The sequence below is a fragment of the Sphingopyxis sp. GW821-FHT12F08 genome (genome assembly GCF_058806755.1).
The window spans coordinates 177,967-200,929 of sequence record NZ_JBXAQA010000001.1 but is presented as its reverse complement, the minus strand read 5'-3'; the positions used below and the strand labels follow the sequence as shown (position 1 = coordinate 200,929).

The following is a 22,963-nucleotide window of genomic DNA, read 5'->3' as shown; positions in this document are numbered from 1 at the left end:
CGAAGAGTGGCGAGGTTCGGATCGCGATGCAAGTATCAAATAACTTAGATATATGATTATACCGTTGCATCGCCAGGCGCCGTTCCGCCCGCGGGCGGAACCCGCGCTCGAACTGTGTTGACTCGCTAATCAGGTTCATTAATATAATCATATATACAACAATCACGGCCGTGAGCCGGGGTGGGGAGCGGAAATGACCGGATCGATGCGATCGCAATCCTTATCGGCACCGTCTTGCCCGGCCCCGATCTCGTGGCCAGGGGCGCCGACGGCGCGCCCGGCCGGTGAAAAAGCAATAAATAATCGGATCTTGGGAGGGATTGGAATGACAAGCTATAAACATCATCTGCTGTCGGGTGTCATGCTCGGGGGTGCGATGCTGGTATCGATGCCGGCCTTCGCGCAGGATGCGCCCGAGGCGGCGGGGCAGGATTCGGTCGGCATCGAAGACATCGTCGTTACCGCGCGCAAGACGTCGGAAAATCTGCAGTCGACCCCGGTCGCGGTGACGGTGCCGACGGGCGAAACGCTCGACAAGGCGCAGGTGACCAGCATCGAAGCACTGCCGCGGCTCGTGCCCGGCATCGTGGTCCAGCCGTCGACCGGCCAGCCGGCATCGGCCTTCATCGGCATCCGCGGCCAGTCGTCCTCCGACGCGCTACTCGCGCTCGATCAGGCGGTTGGCCAATATTTCGACGGTGTCTATATCGCGCGTTCGTCCGGCGCCTTGTTCAACTTCGTCGATGTCGAGCGGGTCGAAGTGTTGCGCGGCGCGCAGGGCACGCTGTTCGGACGCAACACCACGGGCGGCGCGGTCAGCATCATTTCGAACAAGCCGACCGGCGAGTTCGGCGGCAGCGTCCGGCTGCGTTATGGCAATTTCGATACGTGGGAAACCACCGGGGTCCTGAACCTGCCGATCCAGGGTGACGAGGTTGCGGTGCGCCTGGTCGGCCAGCATGTCCAGAACGACGGCTATGGCACCAACCTCAGCTTCAATACCCCCCTCGGCGGTGACAATGTCGACTTCCTGCGCGGCACATTGCGCGTCGCGCCGGAGGGCAGCGGGCTGACGATCACCGTCGTCGGCGACTATACCAACCGCAATGGCCAGGGACAGATTACCGGCCTCAAAAGCTACAACCGCAACCCGACCACCGGCGCCAACCAGAATGGCACGGCGCAGGCGGTTCTCAATGCCTGTTCGGGGGCGACGCCGAACCCGCTGTGCCCGGTGAAGGGGCCGCTGACGGGTGACAGCTATGGCAATTATTCGGTCAGCGTGAAGGGCAAGAGCGATTTCTACGACGTCGCGCTCAGCATGATCCCGTTCAGCAAGGCTGAATCCTGGGGCGTCGGGGTGACGACCGAATATGAACTCAGCGACGCGACCGCGATCAAGTCGATCACCGCGTGGCGCGGGGTCGATACCGAATCGCTCTCCGACAATGACGGCACGCCCTATGTGCTGACGGGCGGCCTGCGCGTCGGTGACGGCAACATCATCAACCAGACGCAATTCTCGCAGGAGTTGCAACTGTCGACGCAGGCGTTCGACGACCGGTTGCAACTGATCCTCGGCGCCTTTTATTTCACCGAAAAGGGCACCGACCTGTCGAAAAGCTATTCGGCCTTTCCGCTCGGCACGCGCCGACTGGGCTATAATGACGGCGACATCAACAACAAGAGCTACGCCGGCTTTGGGCAGTTCAACTTCAACATCACCGACGAACTGCGCTTCACCGGCGGCCTGCGCTACACCGAGGACAAGCGCTCGATCCTGCGCCGCAACCGCGCGGAAAATACCGATCCGGTCACGGGCGTTCCCAACGGCACCTTTGTGTGCAGCCTGATCGTCCCTGTCGGCGCGCCGTGCGAGGATTTGACCAAGGCGACCTTCGACTATTGGTCCTACACCGCCGGTTTCGACTGGCGTCCCAACGAGAATGTCTTCCTGTATCTCAAGACCAGCAAGGCGAGCCGTGCCGGCGGTTTCAACCCGCGCGCGACCGGCACGACGCCGCTCGTCTTCAACCCGGAAACGGTCGTCGACTATGAGTTCGGTTTCAAGCTCGACCTCCTCGACCGGCGTCTGCGCCTGAACACCGCGATCTTCCAGACGAACTATGATGACATCCAGCGGACCGTTCCGGCGATCGTCAATGGCGTGTTGTCGAACTCGATCGTCAATGCCGCGACCGCGCGCATTCGCGGGATCGAGACCGAACTGACCGTGCAGCCCACCGATGGCCTGCAATTGGGGGTCTCGGCGACCTTCCTCGATCCGAAGTTCAAGGATTTCACCATCCCGCTGTCGCTGACCGTGTTTCAGGACGTGACCGACACGCCCTATTCCTTCGCGCCCAAGCGCTCCTATTCGCTCTATGCCGATTATACGGTGCCAGTCGGCTCCGGCGAACTCAACCTGCGCGCCGACTATTCGTGGCGCAGCAAGCAATATACGACGGGCCCGCTCGTCGGCCCCGGCTATCAGGAACAGTTCAAGGATACCGCGAAGATCCCGGCCTATGGCTTGCTCAACGGCCAGATCGCCTATCGGCTCGAGGATCCGAATGTCGAGATCGCGCTCTATGCGCAGAACATCACGAAGAAGAAATATTTCCAGCGGCTGCTTGCGATCGAGAACAGCCTTGGCGTCACCGGCTATTCGCCCGGCATGCCGCGCACCTATGGTGTCCGCCTGACCTACAAGTTCGGCGGGGAATGATCGCAGGCGACGGCGCATGACCCGGTTGGCGACCGTTGCCCGGGGGCGCAGGAAGGCGGCGACCATGGTGCTGCCTTCCCTGCGCCGGCCGGAATGAGCGGGGGGTCGATCGACCTTGGCGGCCAGGTCGCGATCGTCACGGGCGCTGCAGGCGGGCTTGGCCGCGCCTATGCGCTCGCGCTGGCGGCACGCGGTGCGGCGGTGGTGGTCAACGACCTGGGCGGCGACACCCGGGGCGAGAATCCGGCGCCGACGCTCGCCGAAGCGGTGGCCGAAGAGATTTGTGCTGCCGGCGGGCGCGCCGCCGCCAGTGGCGATACGGTTGCGACGAAGGCGGGCGGGGAGGCGATCACGCAGACGGCGCTTGACCACTTCGGCCGCGTCGACATCGTCGTCAACAATGCGGGCAACCAGCGCAATGCCCTGTTCGAGGATTTGACCGAGGAGGATATCGAATCGGTCCTTGCCGTCCACCTGAAAGGCAGTTTTTTCGTCACCCAGCCTGCCTATCGGCTGATGAAGCGGCAGGGCTATGGCCGCATCATCTTCACCTCGTCGCAATCGGGCGTATTCGGTAACCCCTATCGCGCCAACTATGGCGCGGCAAAGACCGGGGTAATCGGCCTGATGCGGGTATTGGTGCAGGAAGCGCCGCCCGGAATCGCGATCAACTGCGTGATGCCCAACGCCAGCGGCAGCCGCATGGGGGCAGCGGGCGAAGCGCGCGTCGACAAGGATTTCATCGCGGCGATCCTCGCGCGCGGCAATACCTATGCCGATCGGTCGGTGCCCGACTATTGCGCGGCACTGGTGACCTGGCTTGCCAGCAGCGCCTGCGACGTCACCGGCCAGACCTATTCGGTGCTGCGCGGCCATTATGCACGGGTGTTCAGCGGTCGTGGCGCAGGCTGGGCCGCGCCGCGCGGGGCGTGCCCCTCGGCCGAGCAGATCGCCACCAACCTCGGCGCGCTTTCGGACATCCAGCGATGGAGCGAGCCGCAGAGCGGTATCGACGAGGCCGATATCGCCCGCGCGGTGCTCGACCACCTATACGGAAAGGCGGAGTAGATATGGCGATGCCCGACAATGCGACGCTGCGCAGCCTGGGCGTCCTGTTCGCCGCCACCATGTGCATCGCGATCCTGGGGGTCCACTTCCACGTCGTCGGCGCGATGGTGAAGCCGCTCGGCGACGCCTATGGCTGGAGCCGCGGCGACATCGCTTTCGCGCTGACCATCTCGAGCGTCATCCATCCCTTCACCAACATTTTCCTCGGCACGCTGGTCGATCGTTTCAGCGCGCGGCGCATCGCCTTGCCCGCCATTGCCGGCTGGGCGATCGGCACCGCCCTGCTGGGCCTGGTCGGCGGGCCGATCTGGACCTGGTATGCGGGCTATGTCCTGTTCAGCCTGCTGGGCTTCGCCGCGAGTTCGATCGTCTTCACCAAGCTGATTGTCCAGAATTTCAACAAGCGGCGGGGGCTGGCGCTCGCGACGTCGCTGGCCGGGGCGGGCGTTCTGGTCAGCACCATTCCCTCAATCGTGCTTGCTTTTGAGGGCATGTTCGGGCTCGGCGGCATCTATCCGGCGATGGCCCTGTCGGCGTTCGTGCTGATGTTCATTCCGTGCTGGCTGTTCCTGCCGCGCGAGGATGGCCCGGTCGCGGCGACCGCGCCGGCCACGCCCAAGTCCGACTGGCGCGAGGTGATCGGGTCGACGATCCTGTGGCGTCTGGCCATCGCCTTCCTGTTTGTCGCCTCGTGCGTCGGGACGTTCATCGTCCATCTCCAGCCGATGCTCGCCGACGCGGGGCTGACGCGCTCCGATGCCGCGACGGTGGCGCTGTTCATCGGCCCGGCGATGATCGCGGGCCGGCTCGGCACCGGTATGCTGTTCGACCTGTTGCCGACGCGGCTGGTTGCGGCCTGCGCGTTCAGCCTGCCGGCCTTCGCCTGTCTGTGGCTGCTCAGCATCCCGCTCAGCTATGAGAGCGCGGTCGCGCTCGCGGTGCTGATCGGGATTGCGATGGGAAGCGAGGTCGACGTGGTCGCTTATATGTCGAGCCGCTATTTCGGCATCCGCCGCTACGGCCTTGTCTTCGCGATCCTGATCAGCACCTATGGCTTCGCGGTCGGCACATCGTCCTGGGCGGCCGGCAAGGCGTTCGACGCGCTGGGCAGTTATGACGCGACGCTGTTGACGCTGATCGCCGGCGTCATCGTGGCGGTGGGCCTGGTGCTATCGCTCGGTCGGCCGCCCGAGCTCGAGCACGAATCCGCCCAGAAAGGCGCATAATATTCGTATTAATTCACCGAATGATATATACGATATTGACAGGCGATGCATCGGCGCTAGGATTTCTCGAACTCCGAAAACGGAGACTCAAAGAGGATGGGCCGCAGAGCCCGGATCGGGAGGGAGACCCCATGCGTAACTGGAAAACCATGCTGTTCGCCGGAACCGCGAGCCTGATGTTCGCGCCGCCGGCCTTTGCCTTTCAGGACGACCCTGTGGCAGCGCCCGCAGTGGGAGAAAGCGTCGGTCTGAACGACATCGTCGTGACGGCGCGCCGTCAGGAAGAGCGGCTGCAGGATGTGCCGGTCGCGGTGACGGTGCTGACGCCCGAAACGCTGGAATCCAAGGGCACGTTCAACCCTGTTGACCTGGTCCAGAGCACCCCGGGCCTCAACGTCACCGCATCGATTTCCGACCGCAACAACCTGACCTACACGATCCGCGGCCAGGGCTTTTCGTTCGGTACTGTGTTCCCGGCGGTCATCACCTATTTCAACGAAGTTCCGATCGCCCGGCTGACGCAGGGCCAGTTCTTCGACCTCGCCAACGTCCAGGTGCTGCGCGGCCCGCAGGGGGTCAATTTCGGCCGTGTGACCGACGGCGGCAACGTCATGGTCACGCCGCAGCTGCCCAAGGAGGATTTCGGCGGCTATCTGACCGGCAAGCTCGGCAGCTACGGTCTGCGCACCTTCAACGGCGCGCTCAACGTGCCGATCGTCGAGGACAAGATCCTCGCGCGCGTCGCGTTCGAAACCGCGCGCCGGTCGGGTTTCACGACCAATGTCTTCAACGGGCAAAAGCTCGACGACGTCAAATATGAATCCTTCCGCGGCGGTCTGACCCTGCGGCCGGTCGAGGGGCTCGAGAATACGACCGTCGTCTCCTATCAGCGCACCCACGACAATGGCACCGCGGTGATCTTTGCCGACTTCAACCCGGGGGCGTCGGGGCTCGCGCCGGCGATCGGGCAATTTTCCTTCCTGTTCGCGGGCGCCTATGGCATCGACCCGAGCGGCAGCGTGGTGCCGTTCCGCGCTGGCCTGACACCGCTCAGCGCGCCGGCCTATATTGCGTCGCTGCAATCGCAGCTCGCGGCCCAGAATGCGCGCGGCATCCGTCAGGTGTCGCTGGTCGATCCGACCTATAGCGAGCGCAAGAACCTCTATATCGTCAACACGACGACCGCCGACATCGCGGACAATATCCAGGTCAAGAATGTCTTTGGCTATGTCCGCGAACGCGAGGACGAGGCGTCGAACTTTGCCGCGAGCAATGGCGCGGCGGTGCTGACCTGCCACTCGGCTTGCCCGGGCGGCCTGCTGTTCACGAACCAGGAGCAGTATAGCGAGGAATTGCGGATTTCGGGCCAGCTGCTCGAAGACAAGCTCAATTTCGCGCTCGGCTTCTACATGGACGAACAGCGGCCCGCCGGACCCGCCGAAAACGCCACGATCAACGTCGCCGTCCTGAACCGCGTCGGCGTCAACAAAATCACGACCAAATCGCGCGCGGTTTATGGCTCGCTGGAATATGACATCACCGACAATCTCAGCGTCAACGGCGGCCTGCGCTACACGAGCGACAAGATCCACTCGGAACAGAATACCTATCTCAGCCCGATCGACGGGGGCCAGCAGGCGTTGTTCAACTTCCTGACCGGTCCGTTCGGAGGCAATCTGCCGCCGGCGATCGCGAACCAGGTCGTCGCCGCGACCTTCGCGCCCATACCGCACGGGCAATGCGTCACTTATGGTGCGGGTTCGGTGCTCTATGCCAGCGGGCCGGGCAACTGCATCATCCGCGACGGGAAGTTCAACGCCACGACCTGGTCGGCCGGCGCCACCTACAAGACCGACGGCGGCCAGATGTTCTACGCCAAGGTCAGCAAGGGCTATCGTCCCGGCGGGGTGAACGGGACGGCCCCTCCGGGCGTCGACCCGGCCTATAACCCCGAAACCGACATATCGTTCGAAGTCGGCGTAAAGGCGGATTTCCGGTTCGACAATGTGTTCCTGCGCACCAACCTGGCTGCCTATACCGACCGCTACAAGGGCATTCAGAAGAATGTCGTGCTGCCGGGGCCAGTGCCGGTCTCGTCGGTGCAGAATGTGAACAATGCGCGGATCAAGGGGATCGAGGCAGAGGTCACGCTGATCCCGGTCGAGGGGCTGACACTCGGCGGCACCTTTGCCTATACCGACGCGAAATTCGATCGGCAGACGCCGGTCGCCGTCGGCAATCCCTGCGATCCGACGCAGACGACCACCGTTGGCTTCTGTTCGGACAACCGCTTCAACTCGGTGCCGAAGACCCAATATTCGCTGACCTTCGATTATGAACTGCCGCTGGGCAATAATATGGGCGAGATCAGCTTCGGCGGTTTGCTCTATCACCAGTCGAGCGTCGCCTACACCGACACCAGCGCTTTGAACCCGCAGTCGATCGAAGATCCCTTCACGACGCTCGACCTCAATCTGAGCTGGAAGAATGTCGGCGGTCAGCCGGTCGATCTCGGCCTGTTCGTGACCAATGTGACGAAAGAGGTCTATCGCATCGGCACCAACAATCTGATGCAGAATTCATCGCTCGGCATCCTAGGCGAAATCTATGCCGCGCCGCGGATGTGGGGCGCGTCGCTCAAATACCGGTTCGGCGCCGACGCCGACTGACCGGGGCGCCGCAAGGAAAAGGGGGCAAGTCCGGGCGGTGCAAGCTGTCCGGCCTTTTTTTGAGGAACCGATGAAGACATGCCGACGATGAACGGGTGGTCCGTCGCTCTCGTTTGCGCCTCGGCGAGAATTATCGTTGCCCCGTTTCCGCCTCGAAACGGCGATGGGGATCAGTCCTTCGCCGCCGCCTCGCGGGCGCGCTTGGCGGCGCGCAGCATCTCGATAAAGGCGTCGGTCTCGCGCTGCAAATAGGCGTTGGTGTCGGGTTCCAGCGCGTTCTTCTGGAACAGCTCGCGGGTGAGCCGCATCTGGAGCTTCGGAACGCTCGCCAGCTTTTCGCCTACCGCGAGTGCTTCGGTCAAGACATCGGCGTCGGGCACGACGCGCGTGATCAGGCCGATTTCCTTCGCCTCCTGCGCGTCCAGCTTTTGCGATGTCAGGCAGATGTCGAGCGCGCGGCCATAGCCCACCAGCCTTGGCAGCAGCGCGGTGCAGCCGAGTTCGGGCATATATCCGAGCGACAGGAAGGGGAAACTCCAGGTCGAGCTTTCGCCGCCGATGCGGATATCCATCGGCAGGAGCTGCGTCAGGCCGAGGCCGATCGCCGCGCCATGGACGGCACCGATCATCGGTTTCGACCGCGCGAGCAGGTGAATCCAGCCACTGTCCGGCATCATGCAGATCTGTGCGATGTTGCGCTTCTTGCCGGTGTCGGGGTCGACCTCCGGCCCCGCCTTGAAATCGGTGCCGGCGCAAAAGATCGACCCTTCATGGGTCAGCACGATCGCTCCGACCGCATCGTCGGCATTCGCCGTCTCGATCGCCTGTTCGGCCTCGCGATAGAGCGGTGGGCTCCACGCGTTGCGGCGGTCCTGTTTGTCATAGGTGATGACGGCGACGGCGCCGCGCACCTCGTATCGGATATGGTCGTATGTCATCCTGCCGTCCATCAAGGAGGCCGCGGCGCCGCCGACGCCGCGGCGTATTTTCACTGCTGCAACCGCTCGACTTCATAGGCGTACATGTCGTCAATATTTTCCTTGGCGGGCTTCGGCAGTTCGACCGGCGCATCGCGCGTCGGGAGCAGGATCACGGCATTGCCCGGCGACACCACCGTGCCGTGCTGGTTCTCGACCCGGATGTCGAGATGCACCTCGTTGCGGCCTTCTTCCTGCACCTTTTTGCGGACCTGGCCTTTGATCCAATAGGTGTCGCCGGTGTAGACGAATTTGCGGTGCTGGCACGACATCTTCCACAGCCAGCCGTCGTCGCCCATCCAGTTGGTGCAGATGTTGGTCAGGAAGGTCTCGCGCAGCCCGCCATAATCATAGGGGATGGGGATGCCGAGTTCGTTCGCCCAGGCCTTTTCCCAGTGCAGGCGCTGCACCGTGTCGGGGACGTTGAGCTCGTTCGGCGTGTAGAGCCCCGGCACCTTGGCGCGGATTTTCCAGCTCTGGCGAAACGCACCCGGCGGGGTCAGCTGCATGCCCCAGCCGACGTGCCAGACGACGAGATCGCTCGTGCGCAGCGGACCGCGGACGATCGTCTGCAATTCCTCGCCCTCGATCACATCTTCCCAATAGCGGGTCTCGGCTCCGCGCAGCGTTTCGGCGGCATAGCAGGCGTCGATCTCGGCGAGCTGCGCGTCGGTATAGGGAGTCGGAAGGTCGTACTCCTTCTTCTTCTCCTTCGACGCATGACGCTCGGCGCGGATCCAGGTGCCGCGCTGGATCGCGTGCAGCTCGTCGTCCTGGTTGCGATAGATATAGCCGTTCACTTCGGACACGGTGCGGCCGGCAAAGCCGCTCTTGTCGTTGACTTGCACGCCGATCAGCGCGAACCGCTGCTTCAGCTGGTCGCCAAGGCGCAGCGGGCGCCACCATTCAAATTCCATCTGCGCCTGGTACGAACCGAGCCCGGCCAGCGGGTCGCCCTTCATCATCGCCTTCACCTCGGGGGTGATCGGCGGCGCGTCGGAGACGCCCATGGTATAGAGGAAGTTCGGCGGAGCGATCAGGCCGCCCCAGCGCGTCTTGTCGCCATAATGTTTGTCGCACCACAAGGGATTGTCGTCGCCATAACCGACCGCGAAGTGCCGCGTGCCGTCCCACGTGACCTCGTAATTGTGCGGCGGCGTGGGTTTGTTGACCTGGATGCCGATGCGCTCGCGCAGCTTGTCGATGCCTTCGTCGGTCAGGATGCCATAGGTGTCGGGCAGGTCTTTGGTCTTGGCTTCGGCCATCGGTCCTCTCGCTTCTTTTTCCGTTCTCGATGGCGAATCCTTGCAGGCGTACGAAGCATGAATCAAGTAAATTCGTTATATGATTATGACGAAGGCTTGCTCAGCCATTCCGTCATCAGCATGGTCAGTTCGGCCTTCTTGATCTTGCCCGAACCGGTTGCGGGAAGCGTTGCCTCGTCGAGTACGACGAGGCGTTTCGGCACCTTGAAGGAGGACAGCTTGCCCCTGAGGTCGGCGATCACCGCCGCTTCGTCGAGGTCGCGGCCGGGTGCCATCAGGACCGCGGCGACCAGCATCGTGTCGCCGGCCTGCGGCACGCCGACGACCCCGGCCTTTTCGATTCCCATCAGCCCGGTCATCGCCAGCTCGACCTCCATCGGCGCGACATTGGCGCCATGGACCTTGATCATCTCGCCCAGCCGCGCCTCGAACTTCAGATAGCCGTCGGCGTCGAGCCGGCAGAGGTCGCCGGTCGCATAATAGCCCTCGGCGTCGAATGTCTCGTGCCGCTCGCGCCCGTTGAGGCCGAGCATCATGCAATAGCCGCGCACCAGCAGTTCGCCGACCTCGCCCGGCGGCAGAGGTCGTCGCGTCTCCGGATCGACGACCTTGAGCTCCACCCCGGGCACGGCGCGGCCCTGCCAGAATGGGCGATCCAGCGGCAGCAGTTCGTCCCAGCGCGCCGATGTATGGCCGCCCAGCGCCTCGGTCATGCCGAAGGTTCGCGCGAAACGCCCGTTCGGATGCGTGACGGGGGCGCCGATCCGCGCCGCCAGATGGCCGCTGACGAAGCGGCCGTCGCGGACGATCCCGGCGCTGTCCATGTTCAGACGCACGACGCCGAACCCCGCGTCCTTCAACGCATCCGACTGGTGCAGCACGTCGAACCAGCCCGAATCGCCGGCGAGCGCATTGCCGCCTTCTTCCGCGATCAGCTTCCGCACATTGGCGGGCGAGCCGTCGCTGGTCGTGATCAGGCAGGCGCCATTGTTGAGGCTGTAGAACAGGGTGGCGACGAATCCCGCGACCCAGAACATCGCGCGGGTGGTGATGACGCGGTCGCCATGGCCGAAGGGGGTGAAGTCCATTCCCATCTGCCAGCTGTGGCGGATGAGCGGGCCATGGCCGTGGATGACGCCCTTGGGCGTCGCGGTGCTGCCCGACGTGTGGATGATGCAGGCGGGGTCGGCGGGGGTGACGATCGCCTCGACCCGTTCGAGCATCGCGTCGCTGATCGCGGCGTCGCCGTCCAGCAGCGCATCGAACGGTTGCGACCAGGGCCGCGACCCGCCGCCGATCACATGGATGTGGCGTAGCCGCGGTGCAGCCTCGAGATGGAGGGGGGCATCGCTGCGGGTCGCGAGCCCCGGCAGTGCCTCTTCGAGCCGGGCGAGATAGTCGTGCCGCAGGAAGGCGTCGGCGACGATCAGATGGTCGAATTCGGCATGGGCGAGCACCCACTGCAATTCGGGCGCCTGGTACAGCGTGCTCAGCGGCCCGACGATGGCCCCGATCCGCCCCGCCGCGAGCACCGCGACGACGAATTCGGGGCAGGGCGGCGCCATGATCGCGATCCGCGCGCCCTTGCCCACCCCCATCGCGAGCAGCGCCTTGGCCGCCGCAGCGGATTGCCGGTCGAGGTCGTGAAAGGTCACGCGCCGGCCATCGCGCACGAGTGCCTCGGCATCGCCGTATCGCGCGGCGAAATGGCCGATCAGGCCGGGGATCGTCGGGTTGAAATCGGGTTCGGGGTTCATGGCCGTCCCTGCAGGCTGGATTCGAACCAGTCGATCATTCCCGCATGGAAATCGCGACCGGCCGCATGGAGGCTGATATTGTGTCCGGTCCGCGGTTCGAAGCGGACCAGGCTGTACGAACTGGCGGACAGATGGTCGCGCGCCTTGGCCGCCACCTCGGGCGTCGCGATCGAACTGCGCTCGTCGTCGGCGAAGGTCAGCCGCACGGGCAGGGTGATCCGCCGCATCGCCGACGGCAGGTCGCGCGGGGCAAAGGCGGCATCGGGCATCTCGGCGCCGGGGATGGGGGCAAGGAGTGCGGCATCCGCAGCGAGCGCTTCCGCCGGAAAGGTCCCGTCCGGGCCGAAGAATAGCTGGCGCGACTGCGCGGCGTCGATCGCGGGGAAATGGGTCTGGCCGTCGGCCAGTCGCCGCCCGATCAACGCCGCCTGCATCACATCGGCATAAAGCAACGGCACCCCGCAAATGTCGATCGCGCTGATGCAGGACGCGGCCCGGAGGTCGGCGGCGATCATCAACGCCAATATGCCGCCCATCGAATGGCCCGCGAGCAGCACCGGCATCGGCCCTTCACGGTCCAGCAGTTGGTCGACGAGGTCGAGGATCACGTCGATCTGCATCGCAAGCGGCATCGGGAAAGCGAAAGCGGCGCCATAGCCGGGACGGTCGATCGCGATCGCGCGGTATCCGCGCGCGGCGGCGATGGCAATCAGCGACGTTGGTGGAGAGTCCCAATAGCCTGCCCCATAGCCGCCGCCGTGCAGTGCCAGGACGATCCCCTTGGGCGGATCATGGTCCGGCCTTTGCTCGCGCCCGGACAGGGTGACGTCGCCAAGTCGAAACACTGTCTCCACGCCGCTCTCCCCGCAAGCCCGTCATTCTGTCCGTTCGCATGGCTTGCATCATCGGTATAAACAGATAGATGATATACACAACAAAAGCCTAGCGGAGCAGAATATGAACAGCCCCATCCCCCTTTTGGCGCCCAAGCCGGACCATGTGCCGGCCGAACTCGTCGTCGATTATGATTATGTCCATCCGGAGGGATTGGAAGAGGTGGGCGTCTATGCGGCTGTGAAGCGCCTGCACGATGGGCCCGACATCATCTGGTCGCCGCGCTATGGCGGTCACTGGATGGTCACCCGCGCCGAGGATGTGAAATTCGTTCAGCTGAACTACGAGATTTTCAGCCACGAGGAATTCATGATTCCGCGCACGCTGATGCCGCTGAAGCCGCTGCCGCTGGCGGTCGATCCGCCCAACCATGCGCGCTATCGCGCGGTCATCAACCCCGGCTTCATGCCCGGCAAGGTGGCGAAGATGCGCGATGACGCCCGCGAGTTGACGATCGAACTTGTCGAAAAGCTGCTGCCGCAAGGGCACTGCGAACTGCTCGGCGATTTCGCGCGGGTGATGCCGGTGACGATGTTCCTGCGTATCGTCGACCTGCCGCTCGACCGGCGCGAGGAGTTTGTCGAATGGGGGATCGCGCTGATGTCCTCCTATGACCCCGCGGAGAGGCTCGCCGCGCAGATTCGCGTCCGCGATTATCTGAAGACGGTGCTCGACGAGCGCGACAATGGCGAGGGCGACGACCTGTTGACCCGCGTCGCGGCGTGGCGCCGCAACCCGCGTTTCCAGTCGGAAGAGGAGGTGCTGTCGATGGCGAGCCTGCTCTTCTTCGGCGGGCTCGACACGGTGGCGTCCGAAATATCCTATATCGCCCATTATCTCGCCCAGCATCCCGGGCAGCAGCGGCGCCTGCGCGAAGAGCCCCAGATCATTCCCGCCGCCTGTGAGGAATTCCTGCGCCGTTTCGGCTTGTCGAACACCGGCCGCATCCTGACCCGCGATTTCGAATATAAGGGCGTCCTGTTCAAGAAGGACGAGATGATCATGGTCCCGAACAATTTGTCGGGGATCGACGATCGGGAATATGCCTGTCCGATGGACGTCGATTTCGATCGCAACGCGCCCGCGCACAATACATTCGGCAATGGCCCGCACAAATGCGTCGGTCAGGGGCTGGCGCGCGCCGAAATCGAGATATTCCTCGAGGAGTTTGTCGGCCGCCTGCCCGAATTCCGCCTCGATCCCGACCACAAGAATGTCGAGCATTGCGGGTCGGTACCGGGCTTCGACGAACTTTATCTGCGCTGGGACTGAGAAACGCGCGTCAGCCGGCGGCAATCGCCTCGCCGCGATAGAGCGCCGCGACATCGCCGGCGCGCTGGCGCAGCACTTCGCGCTGGTTGATATAGCCCTTGTCGGCGATCTCGTCGCCGGCGGGCGGCGCGACCAGCAGGCGGAGTGCCGCGACGCGGCGCGATTGGCCGCCCGCCGCCTCATTGTGGCGCGCCAGCCGGTCGGCGACATGGGCGGCGATCGCGGGATGGCCCGCTAGCGCCGCCGCGTCGATGTCTGCCCCCGCCAGACGGCGCGCGTCGGCGATCCGCATCCAGCCGAGCGCGCGGACGTCGCCGCATCCTTCGCCCGCGATCACGACGTCTTGCAGCAGCGGATCGAGCGCATCGAGCAACGCCATGCGCAATGCGCCGACATGGACCCAGGTGCCCGACAGCAGTTTGAAATTCTCGGTCACCCGGCCGTCGAAGATCAGCCCGAGTTCGGGCCGGTCGGGATCTACGAAGCGCGCGGCATCGCCGGTGCGGTAAAAGCCCTCCTCATCGAACGCAGCCGCCGTGGCGTCGGCGTTGCCGAGATAGCCGGGGGTGACCGTCAGTTCCTTGACGCGGATTTCGAGCCGCCCGCCCGATGGCGCGAGCTTCACCACATTGCCGGCGAAGGGCAGGCCGATCGGACCGGTCGACTCCAGCGGCCAGCTGACGATCGTCGTCCCCTGCGTTTCGGTCGTTCCATATTTGGTGATGATCGGGATTTGCCGCCCGGTCGCGGCGACGGCCAGCGCCTGGAGGCGGCGGAACACATCTTCGGACAGGCCCGCCGAGCCATAGCTGAGGAAGCGCAGGTCGCGGAAGAAATGGTCGCGCAAGCCGGTGTCGGTCTCCATCGCGGTGACCAGCTCCGAAAAGAAGATCGGGGTCGAATTATATTCGGTGAGATGGATTTCGCGCAGATTGCGGATCGACTCGGCAAACTGGCCGGGCACCGGACGACCGTCGTCGATGTAGAAGCAGGCGGCTTCGTTGAAGATGTCGGCGGGCAGGGTGTTGTTGCCGCCGACATGGCTCCACGGCACCCAGGAGAGGAAGGATTTGGCGTGCACCGCATGATCCTCCTGCGCGTACATCGCCTGATGCTGCGCGACGATGCCGGTCAGGATGCGCTGGGTCTGGACGACACCTTTGGGCTTGCCCGTCGATCCCGAGGTGAAGATCGTCTTGGCATGGGTGTCGGGCGTGATCGCGACGAACGACGCGTCGACGGCATCGGTCGGAAGGGCCGCGAGCAGCTCGCCAAGCGCCAGCGTCTCGCCGTCCGGCGCGGCCTCGTCGGTGACGAGGATCAGGTCGCCCGCCTCGTTCAGCGCGCGCATCGCGGGCAGGAAAATGCGCCAGTCGTCGGCGTAGACGAGGCGCGGACGGCAGATGCCGGCGCAATGGCGCAGCCGCGCATAGTCCCCGCCGGCGAGCGAATAATTGACCGACACCGGGGTATAGGGCGCCCGCGCCATCTGCGCCGCAAGGTTGACGACCAGATGTTCGGGGCTGCCGCCTGACAGCACCATGACCGACGCGTCGGGGCCGATCCCGCGATCGATGAAAGCCTGCGCCAGCGCACACACCTGGAGCAGCGCGTCGCCGAAGGTCAGGCGCCGCCAGTCGCCGCGCGTGCCGTCGGACAGCGCCGTGCGGCGCGCGACCAGCGGCCGGTCGGGAAACTGCGTGGCGCGGTCGATGAACAAATGCGGAATCGACGGCCAGAGATCGGGCAGGTCATAGCCCGGGGTGATCAGCGTCGAACCATCGTCGCGCGCCTCGAAGCGGCAGCGGTGCGGTTCGAAAGGCAGGGGCGCATAATCCACCATCGCCGAATGCGTCAGCCGGCTAGCCCGATCAAGCCGCTTCGAGCAGCTTCCTGAGCTCGGGCTGGCTGGGCTTCATCGACGGCGTGCGCGGGAAGTCGGCGACCTCCAGCAGCTTGGTCGGCACCTGATAGGCGGTCAGCCTTTCGCGCAGATACGCCCGCAACTCGTCCACTGCGACCGCTTGCCCTGCTTTCACACGATAGCCCGCGGCGGGAACCTGGCCCAGGCGCGAATCGGGCAGCGCGACGACACAGGCTTCCAGCACAGCAGGATGGGCTTCGATCGCCTTGACCACATCGTCGGGGATGATCTTGAACCCGCCGCGGATGATCGCATTGTCGGCGCGGCCGAGGATCCACAAAAACTGGTCCTCGTCCATCCGCGCCAGATCGGTCGTGCGAACCCAGTTCCGGCCGTCGCCCAGATGCACCGCGCGCAGTTCGAGCAGCCCCTTTTCGCCATGGGGCAGCGGCGCGCCGGTTTCGGGGTCGACGATGCGGCCGTCGACGCCCGGGTTCATCTTGCCGACGCTGCCGCGCCGCTGTGCGCCCGATTTCCGGAAGTCGGGGAGCGTCCATCCGGCGACGCCGCCCGCGAACTCGGTCGCACCGTAATTCTGCAGCACCGGGATGCCGAAATGATCGTAGAATTGATCGGCAAGCTCGGGATCGAGCGGCGCGGTCGAGGTGCGGAAGGCGACAAGGCTTGCCAGGGCTTCCTTCGGCACGCCGGCGTCGAGGATCATGCGCAGCGCCGACGGCGGAGCGCCGGCGACCTTGGGTTTGTGCCGCTGTACCGCATCGACGAATTCCTCGACCCGGAAACGGTCGAGCATGCACGCCTTGCGCCCGGCCGACAGCGTGACGAACAGGCTGAAGATGCCGCCGATGTGCGAGAAGGGGGTGTTGGAGATGCTGACCGCGCGCGACAATCGGGGCGCTGCGTCGATGTCGCGATTCTCGAACACCGCGGCATCGAGGACCATCTTGGAAAAATTCGCGGCCTTCAGCGGCACCCGCTTCGGCGTGCCGGTGGTCCCGCTCGTCAGCATCTCGATCCCGATCCCCTCGGCATCGCTGCGGAAATCGGTGCCCGTCATGGCGACGATCACGCGGGCCGGATCCGTCCGGTCGCCGGTGATTTCGATGCCGAGCGCGCCGCTCTGCCGCACCGCGTCGATGATCGGCCGGCGCTGCCAATCCTGCGTCTCGGCAATCACCACCGGTGCTTTCAGGCTGGAAATATCGCCCACCAGCTTGTCGTCGGGCAGGGCGGGGTTGAGCGTGACGACGCAGCGATCGGACGTGATGATCCCGATGATGACGGCCGCGATCTGCGGGCTATTGCGCAGGATGCCGCCGATCCGCGTCCCGGGACCGATGCCGTTTTCCCCCAAAATCGCCTCGACCGCCTCGATGACCTCGGTGAGTTCGCCCCAGCTATGCCACTGCTTTTGATATTCGAGCGCGGGCGCATCCGGGTCGATCGCCAAGACCCGGCGAACGATCGTGTTGAGTGTAGGCATGCTCCCCCGAATCCTAGCGTATTGGCCTATTTAAATGTCTATCTGATTTATATGTATTTGGCTCCAAGATGCAAGCGATTCATCGGGGATCAGGAAATCAGGAAGCCGCCGTCGAGCGCCAGCATCTGCCCGGTGACGAAACGCGCCGCGGGGGATGCCAGATAGACGATGGCGCTCGCCACATCCTCGGCGCTGCCCATGCCGAGCATCAGCCGGCCGGGCTGGGTGGCGGGTCCGCCGAGACGGTCCATATCGGCTGGCGGGTCGCCCACGGGCACCGCGCCGGGCAGCACGGCGTTGATGCGGATGCCGTCGCCCGCATGGTCGAGGGCGGCGGCGCGGACCAGGCCGTTGAGGCCGGCCTTCGACGCGCCATAAGCGCCATTGCCCTTCAGCACGGGGTGGACCGAGCCCATGGTCGATACCGCGACGATCGCACCGCCACCCTGTCGCTGCATCGCCGGAATCGCCGCGCGCATCGCCAGGAAAGCGCCACGCAGATTGGAGTCGTGGATCGCGTCCCACTGGTCGAGCGCCATCGTCGGCAGCGCATAGGTGCCGATGCGGGTGACGGCATAGACCATCACGTCGATCCGGCCATGGCGCACGACGAAATCGGCGACCGTATCGGCGATCGCGGCCTCGTCGGGCGCGATATCGGCGAGCTCGGCCTGCGCCCCCAGTTCGTTGAACAGCGCCGCGGTGGCCTGTCCGATCGGTGTCGCGCCGACGATAAGCGTTTTTTTGCCGGTCACGCCGAAAATGCGTTCGAGTGTCATGCGTCCCTCCCGATCCATTCGGCGGCGCGTTCGGCGATCATGATCGTCGGCGCGTTGGTGTTCGCCGACACCGGTTCGGGCATCACCGACGCGTCGACGACACGAAGTCCCGTAATGCCGCGCACCCGCAGCTGCGGATCAAGCACCGCCATCGCGTCGCCGTCGGGTCCCATGCGACAGGTGCCGACGGCATGATAGCCGATGCCGCCAAAGCCGCGGACATAGGTTTCCCATTGGTCGTCGGTTTCGGGCATCGGGTCGGGACGCAGCGTCCCGGTGACGATCGCCGACAGCGCGGGCATCCGGCACAGCGCCTCGATGATCTTCAATCCCGCCACCAGCTTGTCGACGTCGCTTTGCGCGCTTTGCAGACGATGGTCGATCACCGGCTTGGCATCGGGGTCGGCGCTGCGCAGGCGGATTTCGCCGCGGCTTTGTGGGCGCGCGACATGGAATCCGAAGGAGAAGGACGGGCGTTTCTCGACAACCGCATCGCCCTTGTCGTTGAACGAAACCGCGACGGGCAGCATCGACAGGATGATGTCGGGGTCGGCAAGGTCGGGATCGGTGCGGAACGCCGCCATCACCTGCACCGCCGGCGTGGTGAGCAGGCCACGGTGAAACAGCATATATTTCAGCATATGACGCGCGAGGCTGAACGGGCGGAGCTGCGCGCTCATCGTCGGGATGTTCACAAATTTGGCGATGCTGATGCTGTTGTGCTCGCGCAGGTTCCGCCCGACGCCGGGCAGGTCCTTTTGGACCGCAATGCCGTGCGCGGCGAGATGATCCGCGGGACCGATGCCCGACCGCATCAGCATCGTCGGCGACAACAGGGTGCCGGCGCAGAGCAGCACCTCGCGCCGCGCGTCGATGGTGCGGCGCTGCCCGTCGATGCGCAGTTCGACGCCGGTCGCCCGGCCGTCCGTGATGACGATCCGGTCGACATGCGCGCCGGTGATGATGGTCAGGTTCGCCCGGTCGCGCACCGGATCGAGATAGGCGCGCGCCGCCGAGCAGCGCTGGCCGTCCTTCTGCGTCGCAAAGATGCGGTACACGCCGCTCTGGCTGCCGTCGCAATAATCCTCGTTGAGCGGGATGCCCGCCTGGGTGAAGGCGTCGATGACATATTGCCCGATCGGCTGCGGGTCCTGGATCGGCGACACGCTGAGCGGTCCGTGGCGGCCGTGCGACTGCATCGGCGGCCCGTGAAATTCCTCGGCTTTCAGGAAATAGGGAAAGATGTCGTCATAACCCCAGCCGGTACAGCCAGCGGCCGCCCAATGGTCATAGTCCGACCGTTCGCCGCGCATATAGACCTGGCCGTTGATCGCCGAACTGCCGCCCAGCGCCTTGCCCGCCGCCCATTGCATCTTGCGACCGCCGATCGTCGGGTCGGCCTCGGTGGGCAGGCACCAGTCGAACTGCTTGTGTCCCATCAGCTTGGCGGTGCCGGCGGGCATCTTGACCAGGAAATCGTCGCCCTTGCCGCCGGCCTCGAGCAGGATGACATGGTGGCGGGGGTTTTCGCTGAGCCGCGCGGCGAGGACGCAGCCCGCGCTGCCCCCGCCGACAATCACAAAATCCGCTTGCTGGTTCACACGCAACCCTTTCAGCGCAAGTGCATCAGCACCTGTTTGATCTGCATGAATTCCTCGAGGCCCGGGCGACCGCCTTCGCGGCCGAAGCCGCTCTGCTTGACGCCGCCAAAGGGCTGGTTCGGCGCCATCGGCAACATGCCGTTGACCGCGACGCACCCGGCCTCGAGCGCGGCGGCGACCTTGTGCGCGCGCGACAGGTCGCGCGTGTGCAGATAGGCGCCAAGGCCGAAGCGGCTGTCGTTCGCCATCGCGACCGCGTCGGCATCGTCGTCGAAGCGGACGATCGACAGCACCGGGCCGAAGACTTCCTCGCGCGCAAGATGGCTGTCATGCGCGACCCCCGCGAACACCGTCGGCTCGACATAGCTGCCCGCGGCCAGATCGCCCTGGCCGCGCCGTCCGCCGGTGACGAGCCTGCCGCCGCTTTCGGCCTTCGCCCTGTCGATCACCCCGATGATCCGTGTCGCCGCCGCTTCGTTGATCACCGGGCCGATCACCGTGCTGCGGTCCAGCGGATCGCCCAGCTTGTAGCTTTCGGCCTGGACGCGCACGCGCTCGACGAACTCGTCGAAGATCGCGCTATGGGCATAGACGCGGGTCGGCAGGACGCAGCCCTGCCCCGCCAGCGGGATCAGGCTGCAACTCGCCGCCATCGCCGCCGCCAGGTCGAGATCGGCGTCGGCGAAGATCAGGTTCGCCGACTTGCCGCCGAGTTCGAGCGCGACGGGCTTCAGATGCTCGGCGGCGGTGCGCATCACCGACTTTGCCACGATGTCGCCGCCGGTGAAGCTGATCTTGCCGACCGCCGGATGGGCGATCAGTGCGGTGCCCGCCTCGGCATCGCCGGGGACGATGTTGAGCACGCCCGGCGGCACGCCCGCCGCCAGCGCCAGTTCGCCAAAGCGCAGCGCGACGAAGGGCGTCTGCGTCGGCGGCTTCAGCACCACGGCATTGCCCGCCGCCATCGCGAGGATCGCCGTCATCGCGATCGCGACGAGCGGCGAATTCCACGGAATGATGACGCCGATGACGCCGATCGGCTCGTGCCGCGCGTAGGCAAGGCCGGTGATCCCGAAGGGCTCGCTATAGGTACCCTCGATCTTGTCGGCCCATCCGGCATAATAGCGGATCCACGACAGCGCGAGGCCGCTCGAATTGCTGGACAAGGGCGTGCCGCATTCGAGCGCCGCCATTTGCAGCAGGCTCGCGGCGTCGGCCTCGATCAGGTCGGCGAGGCGGAGCAGCGCGTCGCGCCGCTTTTCGGGGCCGAGCGCGGTCCATGCTCGCTGGCCGATCACCGCAGCACGCGCCGCCGCGTCGATCTCGGCCGCGCCGCCGATCAACACGCTTGCCTGGACCCGGCCGGTGGAGGGATTGACATGGTCGCGCGCGCCAAGACCGGTCGCCGCCGACCTGGTGTCGCCGATCAGCGGGCGGCTGTCCGAAAGCAGGTCGGTCATCGCATCAACCCTTGGTAAAGCCGGCATCGACGAGCAGTTCGGCGCCGGTGACATAGCTTGCGGCGTCGCTCGCCAGGAACAGGATCGCGCGCGCCATTTCGATCGGCTCGGCGATGCGCCCCATCGGGTTGCGCCCGGGGATCGTCGCCGGCCCGGCAATCACCGCGCCGCCCGCCGCCTGCGCCGCGCGCATCTTGTCGGGGCCGGGGGTCGCCATGCCGCCGGGGAGCACCGAATTGACGCGGATACTGTCCTTGCCGAACTCGACGGCGCCAAGGCGGGTGATCGCATCGACCCCTGCCTTGGCCGAGTCATAATGCATATTGGGAAAGATCGTCGGATGCTGCGCGCTCATCGAAGAGACGTTGACGATCGACCCGCCGCCGCGCAGCCGCATCTGCCTGACCGCTTCGCGCAGGCACAGGAAACTGCCGCGCGTGCAGACGGCGTGCATGATGTCCCATTCGGCCACCGACATGTCCATCGTATTCGCCTTGCCGCGATAGGCGGCATTGTTGACGAGAACGTCGACGCCGCCGAAAGCCTCGGCAGCGGCGGCGAACCCCGCCTGCACGGCGGCTTCGTCCGACACGTCCATTCCGATGCCGAGCGTCGGCCCCTTGTGTGCCAGCTCTGCCGCGACGGCGGCGGCGCCCTCGGCATTGAGGTCGGCGATCACAACGCTGGCGCCGACATCGAGGAAGAGGTCTGCGGTCGCCTTGCCCAACCCCGACGCGGCGCCGGTGACCAGCGCGACCTTTCCGGAGAGGGTGAAGGGAGCGAGGGCGGAAGACTCAGGGTTGCCGGCAATCGTCATATGTTCAACCTCTCCATCGATCCGGCCTCCGGCCTTGCGGACGGAGACCCTATTCGTCATGTTGAATCATGACTACAATCATATAAAACCTTTATACCTTTAAACGAGAATCGACCAACAGCACAAGCGGGAGCAGGATATGGGACAATTTGACGGCCGCGTCGCGGCCATCACCGGCGCGGGGCGCGGAATCGGGCGCGAAACAGCGCTGCTGATGGCGCGCGAGGGGGCGAAGATCGTGGTCAACGACCTCGGCGGCGGCCCGCAGGGCGGCGGCGGTGATGCCAGTTTCGCGCAACAGGTGGTCGACGAGATCAAGGGTGCGGGCGGCGAAGCGGTCGCCGAAACCTCCAGCGTCGCGTCGATGGCGGGCGGCCAGGCGGTCGTCGATTGCGCGATCGACCATTTCGGCCGGCTCGATTTCCTGATCAACAATGCCGGCATCATCCGCCCGAAACGCCTGACCGAGATGAGCGAGGAGGATTTCGACATCGTCCTCGCGGTCAACCTCAAGGGCTATTTCGCGACGATCCGCGCGGGCGCCGAACATCTGAAGAAACAGGGCGGGGCGATCGTCAACTTCGCCTCGCCCTCGGGCTTCGGTCATTATGGCATGGTGAACTACAGCGCCGCGAAGGAGGGCGTCGTCGGCATGTCGCGCACCGTCGCGCGCGAGCTCGCCGAGTTCGGCGTGCGTACCAATGTGATCCGCCCGATTTCGGGTCCGAGCAACATGAACATTCCCGAAGTCTATGAAACGCTCGGCTATGCGATGAACATGCTGAAGATTCCGCCGCTGTCGAACCACTGGATCGGCAACAGCGGCCCCGACGGCCGGCCGTGGAACGTCGCGGCGGTCGCCGCCTGGCTCTGTTCGGACCATGCGGAAAATCTGAACGGGCGCGAGCTGTTCATCAACGGCGGCCATGTCGCGCTGGTGCAGGAACCCGAATATGTCCGCAGCCAGTTCGCCGTCGACGGCTGGACCTTCGAAGGGTTATGCGACGAAGGCACGACGCGCGCGCTGACTTGGGACATTCGCAACCGCTTTACCGGCAAGTAAGGGTCGGGCGATCCGCGCC

At 65.1% G+C, this 22,963-nt stretch carries 16 protein-coding genes; 6 read left to right on the top strand and 10 right to left on the bottom strand.

The window, feature by feature from the left end:
• Positions 1 to 325 precede the first annotated feature (325 nt).
• The 4 genes from AC1RNQ_RS00925 (at position 326) to AC1RNQ_RS00910 (ending at position 7,691) form a co-directional block, all read left to right on the top strand.
• Positions 326 to 2,728, top strand: coding sequence for a TonB-dependent receptor (locus tag AC1RNQ_RS00925; protein WP_493168177.1), 2,403 nt, complete (start codon positions 326 to 328; stop codon positions 2,726 to 2,728).
• Between the two features lie 93 nt (positions 2,729 to 2,821).
• Positions 2,822 to 3,796, top strand: coding sequence for an SDR family NAD(P)-dependent oxidoreductase (locus AC1RNQ_RS00920; protein ID WP_493168175.1), 975 nt, complete (start codon positions 2,822 to 2,824; stop codon positions 3,794 to 3,796).
• 2 nt (positions 3,797 to 3,798) lie between these two features.
• Complete coding sequence (locus AC1RNQ_RS00915; protein ID WP_493168173.1) at positions 3,799 to 5,022, top strand: MFS transporter; 1,224 nt, start codon at positions 3,799 to 3,801, stop codon at positions 5,020 to 5,022.
• Between the two features lie 131 nt (positions 5,023 to 5,153).
• Positions 5,154 to 7,691, top strand: a complete 2,538-nt coding sequence (locus AC1RNQ_RS00910) for a TonB-dependent receptor (protein ID WP_493168171.1) — start codon at positions 5,154 to 5,156, stop codon at positions 7,689 to 7,691.
• 170 nt (positions 7,692 to 7,861) lie between these two features.
• Here AC1RNQ_RS00910 and AC1RNQ_RS00905 read toward each other — a convergent pair whose 3' ends face one another.
• From AC1RNQ_RS00905 to AC1RNQ_RS00890, 4 genes are all read right to left on the bottom strand, one after another.
• Positions 7,862 to 8,683 carry an enoyl-CoA hydratase/isomerase family protein gene (locus AC1RNQ_RS00905; protein ID WP_493168170.1) on the bottom strand — a complete coding sequence of 274 codons (822 nt, stop codon included), beginning with the start codon at positions 8,681 to 8,683 and terminating at the stop codon, positions 7,862 to 7,864.
• Complete coding sequence (locus tag AC1RNQ_RS00900) at positions 8,680 to 9,933, bottom strand: FAS1-like dehydratase domain-containing protein (protein ID WP_493168168.1); 1,254 nt, start codon at positions 9,931 to 9,933, stop codon at positions 8,680 to 8,682. Before AC1RNQ_RS00900 ends, AC1RNQ_RS00905 begins: the two co-directional genes overlap by 4 nt.
• Before the next feature lie 83 nt (positions 9,934 to 10,016).
• Positions 10,017 to 11,690 carry a class I adenylate-forming enzyme family protein gene (locus tag AC1RNQ_RS00895; protein WP_493168167.1) on the bottom strand — a complete coding sequence of 558 codons (1,674 nt, stop codon included), beginning with the start codon at positions 11,688 to 11,690 and terminating at the stop codon, positions 10,017 to 10,019.
• Complete coding sequence (locus AC1RNQ_RS00890; RefSeq protein ID WP_493168165.1) at positions 11,687 to 12,544, bottom strand: alpha/beta fold hydrolase; 858 nt, start codon at positions 12,542 to 12,544, stop codon at positions 11,687 to 11,689. The genes AC1RNQ_RS00895 and AC1RNQ_RS00890 overlap by 4 nt, the downstream gene beginning before the upstream one ends.
• A 103-nt stretch (positions 12,545 to 12,647) precedes the next feature.
• Here AC1RNQ_RS00890 and AC1RNQ_RS00885 point away from each other — a divergent pair, with 103 nt between their 5' ends.
• Positions 12,648 to 13,856 (top strand): cytochrome P450, encoded by a 1,209-nt coding sequence (locus tag AC1RNQ_RS00885; protein ID WP_493168164.1) that lies wholly within the window; start codon positions 12,648 to 12,650, stop codon positions 13,854 to 13,856.
• A 10-nt stretch (positions 13,857 to 13,866) separates the two neighbouring features.
• Here AC1RNQ_RS00885 and AC1RNQ_RS00880 read toward each other — a convergent pair whose 3' ends face one another.
• The 6 genes from AC1RNQ_RS00880 to AC1RNQ_RS00855 all read right to left on the bottom strand — a co-directional run bounded on the left by AC1RNQ_RS00880 (position 13,867) and on the right by AC1RNQ_RS00855 (position 21,881).
• Complete coding sequence (locus tag AC1RNQ_RS00880; protein WP_493168162.1) at positions 13,867 to 15,696, bottom strand: AMP-binding protein; 1,830 nt, start codon at positions 15,694 to 15,696, stop codon at positions 13,867 to 13,869.
• A gap of 31 nt (positions 15,697 to 15,727) precedes the next feature.
• Entirely contained in the window at positions 15,728 to 17,224 is a 1,497-nt protein-coding gene (locus AC1RNQ_RS00875) for a class I adenylate-forming enzyme family protein (protein WP_493168160.1), read from the bottom strand.
• 89 nt (positions 17,225 to 17,313) lie between these two features.
• Positions 17,314 to 18,003: an SDR family NAD(P)-dependent oxidoreductase gene (locus AC1RNQ_RS00870; RefSeq protein WP_493168159.1), complete on the bottom strand. Its 690-nt coding sequence runs from the start codon at positions 18,001 to 18,003 to the stop codon at positions 17,314 to 17,316.
• Positions 18,000 to 19,604 (bottom strand): GMC family oxidoreductase, encoded by a 1,605-nt coding sequence (locus tag AC1RNQ_RS00865; RefSeq protein ID WP_493168158.1) that lies wholly within the window; start codon positions 19,602 to 19,604, stop codon positions 18,000 to 18,002. Before AC1RNQ_RS00865 ends, AC1RNQ_RS00870 begins: the two co-directional genes overlap by 4 nt.
• Before the next feature lie 11 nt (positions 19,605 to 19,615).
• Entirely contained in the window at positions 19,616 to 21,064 is a 1,449-nt protein-coding gene (locus AC1RNQ_RS00860) for an aldehyde dehydrogenase family protein (RefSeq protein ID WP_493168157.1), read from the bottom strand.
• A gap of 4 nt (positions 21,065 to 21,068) precedes the next feature.
• Complete coding sequence (locus AC1RNQ_RS00855; protein WP_493168156.1) at positions 21,069 to 21,881, bottom strand: SDR family NAD(P)-dependent oxidoreductase; 813 nt, start codon at positions 21,879 to 21,881, stop codon at positions 21,069 to 21,071.
• 139 nt (positions 21,882 to 22,020) lie between these two features.
• Between AC1RNQ_RS00855 and AC1RNQ_RS00850 the strand changes: the two genes are divergently transcribed.
• Positions 22,021 to 22,944, top strand: coding sequence for an SDR family NAD(P)-dependent oxidoreductase (locus AC1RNQ_RS00850; protein ID WP_493168154.1), 924 nt, complete (start codon positions 22,021 to 22,023; stop codon positions 22,942 to 22,944).
• Positions 22,945 to 22,963 lie beyond the last annotated feature (19 nt).

Excerpts from the sequence above, each read along its gene's own strand:
- AC1RNQ_RS00895 (WP_493168167.1), bottom strand. The coding sequence starts at position 11,690 with ATGAACCCCGAACCCGATTTCAACCCGACGATCCCCGGCCTGATCGGC.
- AC1RNQ_RS00855 (WP_493168156.1), bottom strand. The coding sequence starts at position 21,881 with ATGACGATTGCCGGCAACCCTGAGTCTTCCGCCCTCGCTCCCTTCACC.
- AC1RNQ_RS00885 (WP_493168164.1), top strand. The coding sequence starts at position 12,648 with ATGAACAGCCCCATCCCCCTTTTGGCGCCCAAGCCGGACCATGTGCCG.
- AC1RNQ_RS00910 (WP_493168171.1), top strand. The coding sequence starts at position 5,154 with ATGCGTAACTGGAAAACCATGCTGTTCGCCGGAACCGCGAGCCTGATG.
- AC1RNQ_RS00860 (WP_493168157.1), bottom strand. The coding sequence starts at position 21,064 with ATGACCGACCTGCTTTCGGACAGCCGCCCGCTGATCGGCGACACCAGG.
- AC1RNQ_RS00870 (WP_493168159.1), bottom strand. The coding sequence starts at position 18,003 with ATGACACTCGAACGCATTTTCGGCGTGACCGGCAAAAAAACGCTTATC.
- AC1RNQ_RS00925 (WP_493168177.1), top strand. The coding sequence starts at position 326 with ATGACAAGCTATAAACATCATCTGCTGTCGGGTGTCATGCTCGGGGGT.
- AC1RNQ_RS00875 (WP_493168160.1), bottom strand. The coding sequence starts at position 17,224 with ATGCCTACACTCAACACGATCGTTCGCCGGGTCTTGGCGATCGACCCG.
- AC1RNQ_RS00850 (WP_493168154.1), top strand. The coding sequence starts at position 22,021 with ATGGGACAATTTGACGGCCGCGTCGCGGCCATCACCGGCGCGGGGCGC.
- AC1RNQ_RS00920 (WP_493168175.1), top strand. The coding sequence starts at position 2,822 with ATGAGCGGGGGGTCGATCGACCTTGGCGGCCAGGTCGCGATCGTCACG.
- AC1RNQ_RS00915 (WP_493168173.1), top strand. The coding sequence starts at position 3,799 with ATGGCGATGCCCGACAATGCGACGCTGCGCAGCCTGGGCGTCCTGTTC.
- AC1RNQ_RS00900 (WP_493168168.1), bottom strand. The coding sequence starts at position 9,933 with ATGGCCGAAGCCAAGACCAAAGACCTGCCCGACACCTATGGCATCCTG.